This window comes from Corallococcus sp. AB038B (assembly GCF_003668955.1).
GTDB lineage: Bacteria > Myxococcota > Myxococcia > Myxococcales > Myxococcaceae > Corallococcus > Corallococcus exiguus.
Genome location: NZ_RAWO01000022.1, coordinates 1 through 12,122 on the forward strand (window position 1 = coordinate 1; position 12,122 = coordinate 12,122).

Below are 12,122 nucleotides of genomic sequence, written 5' to 3' on the forward strand. Positions count from 1 at the left end.
CCCACGCCCGCCCCCGCCCCGGTGGTGGTCACCGAAGCTCCGGAGCCGGCTCCGGTGGCCCCGCCGGTGGCGGTGGTGGACGTGTGCGCCCCGAACCAGAGTCATTCGCTGGAGCAGTGCCCGGACCTGGATGACGACAACGACGGCGTGGCCAACGCCAAGGACCACTGCCCGGTGGACCCCGAGGACCGCGACGGCTTCCTCGACGATGATGGCTGCCCGGAGGCGGACAACGACGGCGACGCCGTGGCGGACGTGGTGGACAACTGCCCGATGGTGGCCGGTCCCGCGTCGAACCAGGGCTGCCCGGCGAAGCAGAAGCAGCTGGTGGTCATCACCCAGGACCGGCTGGAGATCCGCGAGAAGGTCTACTTCGCCTCTGGCGAGGCGCGCGTGCTGCCGCGTTCGTTCAACCTGCTGGACCAGGTGGCGAAGGTGCTCATCAGCCACCCGGAGTTGAAACACATCCTGGTGGAGGGCCACACGGATTCGCGCGGCCGTCCGGAGACCAACCGGACGCTGTCCCAGCAACGCGCCTCCGCGGTCGTCCAGCGCCTGGCGATCCGCGGTGTCCCGGCGGACCGGCTGATGGCCGCCGGCCGTGGCCCGGACGCTCCCGTCGCGTCCAATGACACCTCGTCCGGCCGTGAGCTCAATCGCCGCGTGGAGTTCCACATCGAGTCGGAGCCCACCTCCGGCCACGTCTCGCGCGACTGAGCCGCGGTCCAATCCCTTTCACAACTCTTTCACAACTCTTTCACCGCACCCTTCTTTTCCGGAAATTCAATGACTACCTCTTCCTATCGCCTCCTCGTGGGGGCCCTGGCCGCGCTTTGCCTGAATACGCGTGCGACCGCCGAAGCGTCGTCTCTCACCCCCGCCGTGTCGCCGGGCCAGCTGGCCGCGGCGCTGCCTGACGCGCCCCCCGCGGCGCCCGTCATCCTGACCCCTACGCTGGGGGTGCTGCTGTCCACCGCGCTGCCGTTCTACAGCGGCACCGCGGAGGCCGGCGCGAAGGTGACGCTGACCCTGGATGGGAAGATCGCCGCGACGGTGACGGCGGATCTGAATGGCCGTTGGAGCTACACACCGTCCCTGCTGGAGTTCCTGTCCAACGGGGTGCACTCGCTGGTGGCGGTGAGCACCAACCTCGCGGGCCAGACGGGCCCCGCGGCGAGCGTGCAGTTCAGCATCCTGGCCCTGGGGCCGGAGACGGTCATCTTCAGCGGCCCGGCGCTCTCCACCGTACAGACGACGGCGCGCTTCACGTTCGGCTCGTCGGCGCTGCTGGTGTCGTACCAGTGCGCGCTGGACAACGACAACTTCGTGGCGTGTGGCACGCCTCGCGACTTCACGAACCTGGCCGAGGGCCCGCACCAGTTCCTGGTGCGCTCCAAGGACCTGCTCGGGCTGCTGACGGACCCCACGCCGGCGACCTACTCGTGGACGATCGACCTCACGCCGCCGAAGACGACCTTCACGTCCACGCCGCCGGCCTTCACCAACGCCCTGATTTCGACGTTCGCCTTCAAGTCCTCGGAGCCGAACTCCACGTTCACCTGCGCGCTGGACAGCGGCCTGACCCTGCCGTGCGCTTCGCCGTACCTGACGCTCCTGCTGGCGGACGGGCCGCACACGCTGGCGGTTCGCGCCCGGGACGCCGCGGGCAACCAGGAGACGGAGGCCACGACCTACTCGTGGACGGTGGACACGGTGGCGCCGGCGATTCCGCGGGTGACGTCGGTGACGCCGGGCGCGACGGTGGCCGTCTCGCCTTCGGAGGTGAGCGGCCAGGGTGAGCCCGGGTCGGTGGTGCGCCTGATGATCGACGGCGTCCTGGTGGGCACGGCGGAGGTGGATATCGCGGGCCAGTGGACGGTCGCGGTGCCGGGCACGCTGGTGGACGGGGTGCACTTCCTGACGGCGTCGGCCACGGACGCGGCGGGCAACTCCAGCCTGCCCGTGACCGTCTCCTTCACGCTAGACAGCACGGGGGCGGACACGCGCATCGTGGCGGGCCCGCCGCTGTTCAGCCCGAGCAGCAGCGCCAACTTCGCCTTCACGTCGGAGCACGCGGGCGCCACCTTCCGGTGCAACCTGGACGCGCTGTTCGCGACGCCCTGCACCAACCCGGCGGCGTATCAAGGCCTGGCGGATGGCGTGCACGTGTTCAGCGTGTTCGCCGTCGCGCCCAACGGGGTGCCGGACCTGACGCCGGCCGTGCACACCTGGAGGGTGGACACGGTGGCGCCGGTGGCTTCAGTGGTGACGTCGCCGCCGCCGGTGCTGGCCGGAACGGTTGCCTCCTTTGGCTTCGAGGCGAATGAGGTGCTGGTCACGTTCCAGTGCAGCGTGGACGGGACGGAGTTCCAGGACTGCATGGCGAACATCACGCTGGAGAACCTGGCTCCCGGGACGCACACCCTCCAGGTCCGCGCGGTGGACGCGGCCGGCAACGTCGGCGTCGCGGTGGCCTACACGTGGGAGATGACCCCGGCCGGCGGTGGCACTGACGGCGGCACGGGCACTGACGGCGGCACGGGCACCGACGGCGGAACGGGCACCGACGGCGGCACCGGCAACGGCGGCAACACCGATGGCGGCACCGGCAACGGCGGCAATACCGATGGCGGCACCGGCACCGGCGGCAACACCGATGGCGGCGGCACCACGGACCCGGGCCCGGGCACCGGCGGTGGCCAGAATCCGAACGACCCCGGAGTGATTGGCGGCACGCCCGACGACGAGATGCTCGGCGGCGGACTGGGATGCGGCGCCACGTCCCCTGCTCCGGCCATGTGGGTCGGCGCGCTGCTCGCGGGCCTGATGGCGCGTGCCCGCAGCCGCAAGTCCTGAGCTTCACCCCCGCTTTGGCAGTCAAACCGCACGGGGCGGTCAGTCGTGCCGCCCGGTGCCTGCCTTCACTCCAACCTGCGTGTGAGCCGTATGCCTCTCTCTACCGACCTCCGCTTTCGCGCGCATCTCGTTGACGCTTTCGTCGCCACCCTGCTCGTCCCGATTCTCGTGGGACTCTTGTGGATCGCGTTTCGGGTGACGGAGCACATCCCCGCGGATAGCTCCCCCACGAAGCTGATGTTGATCCGCGCGGCCGTGCGCACGCCCTTCGTCTTCTGCCTGACGTGCGTCTTCTTCCGGGCCTTCACCGCCTGGGAGGACGTCTTCAAGCATCTGCTCCGGGGGCTCCACTTGCGGACGTTCGAGCACCGTCCGAATTGGATCCGGAAGGACTGACGGCATTCCCCCGCGCGCCTTCGCGGTGACACGAAGCGGGGCGCGCGGTGTTCCCCTCCCATCGCAGCAACCGGGAGGGGAACACATGGCAGGGAATCGATTCATCGCGAGCACCCTGGGCGCCCTCGCGCTCGCCGGGCTCGCGGGCTGCACCGACACCGCGGCCAACGTGGAAGCCACCGCCGGGCCCGTGACGTCCCAGGCGGAGCTGGCGTCCGTGGCCCAGGCGGCCGCCGGCAGGAAGCACTTCCAGGAGGCCCTGCCCGGCACCAACGGGCGCTCCTGCGCGACGTGCCACGTGTTCGCGGACGACACCGCGCTCAAGCCCGCGCACGTGGAGGCGCTCTGGGCCCGGAACCCCGCGGATCCGCTGTTCAATCGCATCGACGCGGATGACCCGGCCGCCCCCGTGCCCACCTACGAGCACCTGAAGAAGGGCCTGGTGCGCGTGGTGCTCCCCCTCCCCGCGAATATGGACGTCATCGATGTTCAGGGGAACGTCATCACCGCCCCGGACCGCAAGGTGTCCGTCTGGCGCGGCGTGCCGAGCATCGCCGACACCGGCTTCTCCGGCCCCTTCCAGTTCGACGGCCGCGAAACCGACCTGGTCACCCAGGCCCAGAGCGCCGTCACCAGCCACAGCCAGGGCGGCACGGTGGCTCCGGCCGTGCTCCAGCGCATCGCCGCGTTCGAGCGCGGCGTGTTCAGCTCCCCTCGCGCCCGCTTCGTTTCGGAGTTGCTGGAGCGCGGCTGGCCCTTGAGCGCCATCCCGGATCCGGACGCCCTGCTCCTGCTCGACGCGTCCGAGCGGCGCGGCCGCGACGTCTACAACCTGGCCTGCGAGGCCTGCCACGGCGACCGCACGCGCAACCGCGTCGTGAACCGCGCCACGCACGACGCGCTCTTCTACGCGCTCAAGCCCGACGGCAACATCCAGTACACCGTCACGCCCGGCGGCACGGCCGAACCCGTGCGCGTACCCCGCCCGCACAGCGAGTTCCTCAACGCCGGCTACGCATACATGACCTACCTGGGTCAGCGCGGCGTCGTGCCCCTCTACAACACGTCCGTCGACTTCCCCCAGTACCGCTTCCGCTTCTACACGGACGGCACGCGCCAGCACGCCGTCACGGACCTGCCCCCCATCCCCGTCACCGCGAGCGGCGACCCGGATGACATCAACCCCGCGCTGGATGAGAACGGCGCGCCCATCGTGGGCCCCGCGCTCGCGGCCCAGTGGTACTCCACCGACCCCGGGCGCGCGTTGATCAGCGGAGACCCCGCGGAGTTCGAGTCCTTCGACGTGCCGTCCCTGCGCGGCATCGCCCGCACCGCGCCGTACTTCCACGACAACAGCCACGCCACGCTCGCGGAGACGGTGGACACCTACAGCCGCTTCATCCTCCCGGGCATCCCTTCCGTGAGCGGACTGCCGGCGCACCCACCCGAGTTCCCGGGCGGGCCGCCGGAGTCCCTCAGCCCCGCGCAGAAGAAGGATCTGCTGCGCTTCCTCCAGCGGCTGTGAACGCCGCCGTTCAGCGCCGCCACTCCAGCTCCGGCGCCGACACCCGGGGCGGAGGCGGCAGGAAGGTGTGCGCCAGTCCCCGCAGGCCCCGCGCGAAGAACTCATCGCGGATCCACTCGCTCAGCGCCGCCGCCTCGCCCTCGTGGCCGGGCGTCAGGCCGAAGGTCGCGTGCCACTCCACGAAAGTCTGCCCGGTCGCCGTCACCGGCGTCACCCGCAGCTTCGCCACATAGTCGCGCACGGGCAGCGGGCCCTCCACCATCGCGTACGCATAGCTGCGCGCATGCGCGTCGTGCTCCAAGCGCGCCTCCAGGTACACCTCGCCGTCGCGCGTGGTGAGCCGGCGCAAGGGGCCGGAGTCGGGACGCGTCACCCGCTCGCTGGAGACGACGCCCGGGTGCCAGCGGGGGAGGCTGTCAAAGCCTCCCACCCGGTCCCAGACCACGTCCGCGGGTGCCTGGATGAGCTGACTCGCATAGGCCTCGGCCATCAGTGCCTCAGGTCGTTCGTGCATGGACATGCTCAAGAAGGGGCTCCACCCCCAGGGCGGCCATGCGACTGGAGGGCGCCCCACCGTCCACGGGCGGGCCTCCGGGCGTAGGGCGGGCCCCTGGGGCGGAGCGCGCTTCCCTCAGGCCGTACGGCCCTGGAAGCCCTCGTAAAGCCATACAGTCAACGGACCCGATCCCCCACCGCATCGCATCGCATTCATGCCGCCCCCCATGTCAGGCATTGAGGCGCGTGATGTGGAGCAACGGCAGCGGAGTCGGAATCGTCCGAAAGGGCTGTTGTAAGCGCTCCGCATCCCGGGTCAGTCTGCGTGTGGCCCCGCGATCACCGGCCCACCTGGGGGGACTCGCCCCGCGGGGCATGGTCTGGCGGGATGTGAAGCATTGCCCAGGCATGGCTGTTGAAAGCGCATGGTGCATGCCCCCCTTCGCCGAGGAGATGCCCGATGACCTCCGCTTCCATCACCGAGTACGAAACGCGCCTCTACTGGCAGGGGGACCGGGGCGCGGTGCTGACGAGCGACCATGCGCCCCCCGTTCCGATTGGCCGCCCGCTCTGCGGCCAGCAAGACGGGCCCGTGGACGGACGGTGGGACCCGGAGGCGCTGCTCGTGGGCGCGGTGGAGGGCCGCACGCTGCACGCGTTCCTGGACGGGGCCCGGGAGGCAGGCGTGGGAGTGCTCTTCTACCAGAGCTCCGCCACGGCCCGGCTGGTGAGCGGGAGCCCTGAAGAGGCCGCCCACTTCACCGACCTCATCGTCCGGCCGCACGTCGCCGTGGGCAGTCCACGGGAGGCGGAGGACGCGCGCCAGCTCTTCGCCCGGCTGCCGGCGCGGTGCTTCCCCAGCTCCATGCTCCAGCTCACCCCGCGCATCGAGCCGGTGGTGGAGGTCTGGGCCCACGCCCGTCGCGAGGAGCCCCCCGGACCTGTCGAAAACCAGGCACCCGCTTCGGGGGAGGCGGACGCGGTGGTTCCCTGTGGGAGCGGCATGCGCAGTGTGGAAGCACATGCCGACGAATCCACAGACGAATCCGCCCACGAAGCCGGTGAAGGAGCCGGAACCGAAGCCCACGCCTGAGATTGATCCGCCCCGGCCGCCCGCGCCGGAGAAGGATCCACCTCCGGGCGAGCCCAAACGCCGGGAGCCCCCTCCGCCCCAGCAGGACCCGGAGGTGGAGCCGGGCATCCAGGACCCACCGGCGCATGACCCCAACCATCCGGGGCCGCCGACAATCATCGCGTGACCGCCAGCTTGTGCTGACCCGTACGGCACGGCGGGAGAGCGCCCGCCCGCCTCGTGGATCACCACAATACTGACATACCGGCAGTCCATTCCTGTTCACTTGAAGAGAATGGCTTGCACCCCTTCCTGGACCTTCGTCCAACGTCTGCGTTGGACGGTTCCAAGAAGCAACACAAACAATGCATTCAGGATGCAGGAAACCGTAGACTGGTGCGCGTTCGCCGCGCGCCATGTCCACGCTCCCTTCGACATCCACCCCGCTCCGGATCGCCTCCATCGCCACCGCCTGCGCGGTGCTCATGGGACTGGTCGCTGCCTGGAGCGAAAGCCAGTCGGCGGGTGTCCGCATCGCCCTGCTGGTGGCGAGCGCCTTCGGACTGGCGGCGGTGGGCGCGGGGGCCGCGCTTCGCGAAAGGGCCCGGAGCGAGCGCAAGCGCGTCCGGCTGCACGACAACGCGGATGATGCGCGGGCGCTGCGCGACGCGGTGATGGACATCACACCGGTGGGCTTCGCGTTCTACGACCGCGACCTGCGCTACGTGCACGTCAATGCAGCGCTCGCCGCGATGAACGGCCTGCCGGTGGAGGAGCACCTGGGCCGCCATGTCTCGGAGGTGCTGCCGGAGTTGGGCACGATGCTCGCGCCCCGGCTCGCCCTCGCGCTGGAGTCGGACGTGCCCCTGCAGGACCTCGGCCTCCAGGTGGAGACGCCCGCCGCGCCCGGCGAGGCGCGCTTCTGGTTCGGGAGCTACTCGCGCGTACGCGGCTCCGGCGGAGCGGTGCTGGGCGTCATCGCGTCCCTGACGGAGGTCACCGAGCGGGTGCGCGCGGAGGCGTCCCTCCAGGAGCACGAAGGGCGGCTGGACGTGCTCGCCCGGTCGCTGCCGGACTACCTGTGGGGTGGGAAGCTGCGGGACGGCGTGTTGCGTGACTTCTATTGCACCCCCGTCGTGGAGCGCACCACCGGCTATCCAGCCAGCGCCTTCACCGGCGGCGGCGGCCCGGAAGGCACGCCCTCGCCGCTGTGGGCGGAGATGATCCACCCGGAGGACCGGGCGCGCTACCGCGAGTGCATCGAGTCGCTGGCCCTGGCCCCGAGCACGGAGGTGGAGATCGAACACCGCATCATCTGCGCGGACGGGCGCGTGCGCTGGGTGCGCAGCCGCGCCGCGGCCTCCGGCCTGGATGACCGGGGTGGCGTGCACCTGGGTTGCGTCGTCACGGACGTCACCGACCGGCGGCTCGCGGATGAACTGCGCCAGCGACTGAACGACAGCTTCCGCCGCTCCGCGACGGAGTGGCGCCGCACCTTCGACGCGGTGTCCTCGCCGCTGCTGGTACTGAGCGCGGAGGGCATCATCCACCGCCTCAACGACGCGGCCCGCGTGTTCTTCCAGGAGATGGACCCTTCCGGCCAGCGGCTCTCCGCGACCGCCGGGGCGCCGCCCTGGTCCAGCGCGGGACCGCTGGTGGAGGAGCTGCGCGCGACGCACGGCAGAACCCGCCGCGAGGTGCACGACGCGGAGTCCGGGCGCACCTGGGAGGTCTCGGCCTCCTGGGTGGACGAGAAGGCCAGCGAGGACCCTCGCATCATCCTGGTGGCCAGCGAAGTCACCCGGCTGCTGGAGCTTCAGGCCCACGTGCGCCGCAGTGAAACGATGGCCGCCATGGGCGCCATCGTCGCGGGCGTGGCCCACGAGGTGCGCAACCCCCTCTTCTCCATCTCCGCCGTCGTGGACGCGGTGGAGGCCACCTCCGGCGCCCAGCCGGAGTTGAAGCCCTATCTGGACGTGCTGCGCGGCGAGGTGCGCCGCCTCACGCACCTCACCCAGGAGCTGTTCGAGTATGGCCGTCCCACGCGCGGCGAGTGGACGGACGGCGCCGTGGGCTCGGTGGTCTTCGAGGCCCTGTCCGCCTGCACGCTCACGAGCGACAAGGCGGCCGTGACGCTCGAGCGCGAGGTGTCCGACGCGCTGCCCCCGGTGCGCATGGACGCGCGCCGCCTGTTCCATGTCTTCCGCAACGTGGTGGAGAATGCCGTGCAGCACTCCCCCCAGGGCACTACCGTTCACGTGACAGCGGAAGCCGTGGAGGAAGCAGGGCGCCCCTGGGTGCGCTGCACAGTCCACGACGGAGGGCCCGGCTTCAAGAGCGAGGACCTGCCCCACGTCTTCGAGCCCTTCTTCAGCAAGCGTCGAGGAGGGACAGGGTTGGGGCTGTCCATCGTCCAGCGCATCCTGGAGGAGCACCAGGGGCGCATTCGCCTGTCCAATCACCCCCAGGGAGGCGCAGAGGTGACCATCCTGCTGCCCGCCCTTTCCCCCGCCGTTCACACCGGCCCTACTCCGCAGTCACAGGTGTCATGACCCGCACCCGCATCCTGCTCGTGGACGACGAGCCCGGCGTCCGTCTGGGTATGAAGGGATACCTCACCCAGCATGGCTTCGACGTGGATGAAGCCACCAGCGTCGCCGAGGCCCAGGAGGGCTTCCGCTCACACCGGCCCGACGTGGCCGTCATTGATTACCGCCTGCCGGACGGCACGGCGCTGGAGCTGTTGCCCCGGCTCAAGGAGCTGGACGCGGCGGTGCCCCTGGTGGTGCTGACCGGGCACGGCTCCATCGAACTGGCGGTCCAGGCCGTGAAGGAGGGCGCCGAGCAATTCCTCACCAAGCCGCTGGAGCTGGCGGTGCTCAAGGTGGTGCTGGAGCGGCTCGTGGCCCAGCGCCGCGAGCGGCAGCGGCTGCTGGCGGACCGCTCGCGCGCGGTGCGCACGCAGGTGGACCCCTTCCTGGGCAACAGCCTCGCCATCCGCGCGCTGCGCGACCAGGCGGAGCGCGTGCGCGAGAGCGACAGCCCGGTGCTCGTCACCGGCGAGACGGGCAGCGGCAAGAGCGTGCTCGCGCGCTGGCTGCATGAAGGCGGGCCGCGCAAGGAGTCCCCCTTCGTGGACCTGAACTGCGCGGCGCTGTCCAAGGACCTGCTGGACTCGGAGTTGTTCGGCCATGAAAAGGGCGCCTTCACCAGCGCGGTGGCCGCGAAGCCGGGCCTGCTGGAGGTGGCGGACCGGGGCACGCTGTTCCTGGATGAAGTGGGCGACATGGACGTGGCCGTCCAGCCCAAGCTGCTCAAGGTGCTGGAGGAGAAGCGCTTCCGGCGCCTGGGCGACGTGAAGGACCGGCGCGTGGACGTGAGGCTCGTGGCCGCCACGCACCAGGACCTGCAGCTGGCCGCGCGTGAGAAGCGCTTCCGAAGCGACCTGTACTTCCGCATCAGCACGCTCATCCTCCACGTGCCGCCATTGCGCGAGCGCACGGAGGACGTGCCGGTGCTCGCGAGCCACTTCCTGGCGGAGATGGGCGCGCACCGCGGCCGCGGCCAGGTGGAGCTGGAGCCCGACGCGGAGCGAGCCCTCATGGCCTACAGCTGGCCGGGCAACATCCGCGAACTGCGCAACGTGCTGGAGCGCGCGGTGCTCTTGTCCGGCACGTCGCGACTGTCCCGCAGCGCCCTGCGCTTCGAGTCCCTGCTCCCTACGGAGGAACCGCTGGGCGAGGACCTCACGCTGGAGGAGCTGGAGCACCGCCACATCGAGCGCGTGCTGGCGCGTGAGGGCGGCCACGTGGAGCGCGCGGCGACGAAGCTGGGCATCTCTCGCAGCTCGCTCTACGCGAAGCTCAAGGGGTGGCAACACAAGGGGAACTGACGTCCGCGCTTCCGTTTTCGAGACGCTTTTCATCTCAACTTGAGACAGCCGAGACACGCTCGCGCCACGGCTTCGTGCACGCGGCGGCGGCGCGGTTCGTGCTCTCGCCTCCGGTGAATTCCAGCCCGGGGCGCACCGCATGAATCACATCCAGGACGGCACGAAGGACCCGGCGAAGGTGCGGGTCCTCTTCGTTGCCTGGTTTCTCCGCGAGGACCGGCGGTGGCTGGGCGCGTTCCTCCCGCCAGGGCGCTTCGAGTGCTCCTACGTGGGCCTGGAGGAGGCTGTCGACTCGACCCGGAAGCGCACGCCCTGGAAGAAGTGGTGGCAGTTCTTCCGCCTGGCGCTGAAGGCCCGGCGGGAGCTGGCCCGGCATCCCCAGGATCTCATCGTCACGGCCTTCCCACAGGTGGGTTTCACCGTGGGGCTCGTGAACCTGCTGACCTTCGTGCGCACTCCGCACGTCATCTGGTACTTCAACTGCGGCCACGAATACCGGGGGCTCCGCAAGTGGCTGTCGCGGCTCGCGTACCGGGGCGTTGACCGGTGCCTCGTCTACACGCGGCACGAGCGCTCGGTCTATGCGCGCGTCTTCGCCCTGCCGAAGTCCCGCTTCCAGTTCACGCACCTGACCGGCGCGGAGCTGAAGGCGGAGGACTTCCGCGGGGCGCGTGAGGACTTCGGGCTGGCACCGCGCTACATCGCCGCGCTGGGCTCGTCGGGCCGCGACTACGGCACCCTCCTGCGGGCCGTCGAAGGACTGTCCCTGCAACTCGTCATCGTCGCGCACCCCCATGCGCTCCCGCCCGGGCCCGTGCCTCCGAACGTCAAGGTCCTCACCAGCATCCCCCAGCAGGACTACCTGCGAATCATCGCGGAGGCGGAGCTGGTGGCCATCCCCGTCAACAACCGGGAGACGGCGAGCGGACAGATGACCTTGATCCAGGCCATGGCGCTGGGCGTTCCCGTGGTGGCCACGCGCTGCATCGGGACCGAGGACTACATCCGCCACGGAGCGAATGGCTGGTTCGTCGAGATGGGGGACGTGGAGGAATGGCGGCGCGCCCTGCGCTCCATCCTGGACGCTCCCGAGGAGCGACAACGGCTGGCCACCGAGGCCCTGCGCTTCGCCCGGGAGCGATTCACGGACCGGACCGGCGCCCGCGTGCTGGCGGCGCTCGCCGAGGAACTGTCCACGCCCCCTGCAATCTTTTACAACCAGACACGCTCCTCGACAGCGACACCAGAATCAGACGCCGAGCATTCCAAAGACAGACGCACCTGAGTATGATTGCGCGGCAACCCTCACGGAGGACGCATGCGCACGTTCCTGATTGGTGGTCTGCTGGCGATGGCTGTGGGCTGTGGCGGTCCCATGGAGCAGGAAGAGGAGCCGAACCTGGCCTCGCAGGAGGCGCCGCTCCCGGACTGCTCCACCAGCCCGACCAACATCAGAATCTACTACGACGCCACCCGCACGACGGTCATCGGAGAGCGCGGGTGCGACTGCGGGGACTGGATCCACTGGGGGCAGATTTCGAGCATCTACGACATCCGCACCTCCTGTTAGGCCCTCCGCGGAGCCGCTGTGGATGTGGACGACGAGCGTGCGGATGAGTTCCTGCCGCAGCTCTTGATTGAGCTGGGACAGCAGCGCGCGCAGCTCCTGGCGCTGCGTCTCGCTCCATCGCCCGGCTCCGGGCTGCCCATCGCGGCCCAGGCCGTGGTGCCGAGCCCCAATGCCGCAACCGCCAACCCTGCAGCGCCGTTGTTGCCTGTCAGGCAACTGTGGCCTCCCAGGCAACAACAGACGTCAATCCATGACCTGGAGAAACTTCACCTGGGGTCATGGCGATAAAGATTTGTTGCAGCCCGCACCCCGCGGC

The 12,122-nt window shown here is 70.1% G+C and carries 11 protein-coding genes; 10 read left to right on the forward strand and 1 reads right to left on the reverse strand.

The window, feature by feature from the left end; genetic code table 11:
• The 4 genes from D7Y04_RS41645 to D7Y04_RS41660 all read left to right on the forward strand — a co-directional run.
• Positions 1 to 717, forward strand: a 717-nt coding sequence (locus tag D7Y04_RS41645; RefSeq protein ID WP_147477313.1) for an OmpA family protein, incomplete at its 5' end; no start/stop codon positions are given.
• Positions 718 to 786: 69 nt separating this feature from the next.
• Entirely contained in the window at positions 787 to 2,856 is a 2,070-nt protein-coding gene (locus D7Y04_RS41650; RefSeq protein WP_121762953.1) for an Ig-like domain-containing protein, read from the forward strand.
• 195 nt (positions 2,857 to 3,051) lie between these two features.
• Positions 3,052 to 3,252 carry a hypothetical protein gene (locus D7Y04_RS41655; RefSeq protein ID WP_147477314.1) on the forward strand — a complete coding sequence of 67 codons (201 nt, stop codon included), beginning with the start codon at positions 3,052 to 3,054 and terminating at the stop codon, positions 3,250 to 3,252.
• An 85-nt stretch (positions 3,253 to 3,337) separates the two neighbouring features.
• Entirely contained in the window at positions 3,338 to 4,777 is a 1,440-nt protein-coding gene (locus D7Y04_RS41660) for a cytochrome-c peroxidase (RefSeq protein ID WP_121762955.1), read from the forward strand.
• 10 nt (positions 4,778 to 4,787) lie between these two features.
• On the opposite strand, the gene D7Y04_RS41665 is transcribed toward D7Y04_RS41660, so the two are convergent.
• On the reverse strand, positions 4,788 to 5,291 hold the full coding sequence (locus D7Y04_RS41665) for an SRPBCC family protein (RefSeq protein WP_158620762.1): 504 nt from the start codon (positions 5,289 to 5,291) through the stop codon (positions 4,788 to 4,790).
• A 441-nt stretch (positions 5,292 to 5,732) separates the two neighbouring features.
• Between D7Y04_RS41665 and D7Y04_RS41670 the strand changes: the two genes are divergently transcribed.
• The 6 genes from D7Y04_RS41670 (at position 5,733) to D7Y04_RS41695 (ending at position 11,806) form a co-directional block, all read left to right on the forward strand.
• Positions 5,733 to 6,365, forward strand: coding sequence for an OsmC family protein (locus D7Y04_RS41670; RefSeq protein ID WP_121762956.1), 633 nt, complete (start codon positions 5,733 to 5,735; stop codon positions 6,363 to 6,365).
• The gene (locus D7Y04_RS41675; RefSeq protein WP_233601830.1) at positions 6,334 to 6,531 is read left to right on the forward strand and encodes a hypothetical protein; all 198 of its coding nucleotides are present in this window, start codon (positions 6,334 to 6,336) and stop codon (positions 6,529 to 6,531) included. Before D7Y04_RS41670 ends, D7Y04_RS41675 begins: the two co-directional genes overlap by 32 nt.
• 229 nt (positions 6,532 to 6,760) lie before the next feature.
• Positions 6,761 to 8,896 carry an ATP-binding protein gene (locus D7Y04_RS41680; RefSeq protein WP_121762957.1) on the forward strand — a complete coding sequence of 712 codons (2,136 nt, stop codon included), beginning with the start codon at positions 6,761 to 6,763 and terminating at the stop codon, positions 8,894 to 8,896.
• Positions 8,893 to 10,236 carry a sigma-54 dependent transcriptional regulator gene (locus tag D7Y04_RS41685; RefSeq protein ID WP_121762958.1) on the forward strand — a complete coding sequence of 448 codons (1,344 nt, stop codon included), beginning with the start codon at positions 8,893 to 8,895 and terminating at the stop codon, positions 10,234 to 10,236. The genes D7Y04_RS41680 and D7Y04_RS41685 overlap by 4 nt, the downstream gene beginning before the upstream one ends.
• A gap of 139 nt (positions 10,237 to 10,375) precedes the next feature.
• Positions 10,376 to 11,521 (forward strand): glycosyltransferase family 4 protein, encoded by a 1,146-nt coding sequence (locus D7Y04_RS41690; protein ID WP_121762959.1) that lies wholly within the window; start codon positions 10,376 to 10,378, stop codon positions 11,519 to 11,521.
• Positions 11,522 to 11,554: 33 nt separating this feature from the next.
• Positions 11,555 to 11,806 (forward strand): hypothetical protein, encoded by a 252-nt coding sequence (locus tag D7Y04_RS41695; protein ID WP_121762960.1) that lies wholly within the window; start codon positions 11,555 to 11,557, stop codon positions 11,804 to 11,806.
• Positions 11,807 to 12,122: the final 316 nt, after the last annotated feature.

What these genes read in the sequence shown, in the direction of transcription:
- D7Y04_RS41680 (WP_121762957.1), top strand. Translation starts at nt 6,761, where the DNA reads ATGTCCACGCTCCCTTCGACATCCACCCCGCTCCGGATCGCCTCCATC.
- D7Y04_RS41690 (WP_121762959.1), top strand. Translation starts at nt 10,376, where the DNA reads ATGAATCACATCCAGGACGGCACGAAGGACCCGGCGAAGGTGCGGGTC.
- D7Y04_RS41670 (WP_121762956.1), top strand. Translation starts at nt 5,733, where the DNA reads ATGACCTCCGCTTCCATCACCGAGTACGAAACGCGCCTCTACTGGCAG.
- D7Y04_RS41685 (WP_121762958.1), top strand. Translation starts at nt 8,893, where the DNA reads ATGACCCGCACCCGCATCCTGCTCGTGGACGACGAGCCCGGCGTCCGT.
- D7Y04_RS41695 (WP_121762960.1), top strand. Translation starts at nt 11,555, where the DNA reads ATGCGCACGTTCCTGATTGGTGGTCTGCTGGCGATGGCTGTGGGCTGT.
- D7Y04_RS41665 (WP_158620762.1), bottom strand. Translation starts at nt 5,291, where the DNA reads ATGCACGAACGACCTGAGGCACTGATGGCCGAGGCCTATGCGAGTCAG.
- D7Y04_RS41650 (WP_121762953.1), top strand. Translation starts at nt 787, where the DNA reads ATGACTACCTCTTCCTATCGCCTCCTCGTGGGGGCCCTGGCCGCGCTT.
- D7Y04_RS41660 (WP_121762955.1), top strand. Translation starts at nt 3,338, where the DNA reads ATGGCAGGGAATCGATTCATCGCGAGCACCCTGGGCGCCCTCGCGCTC.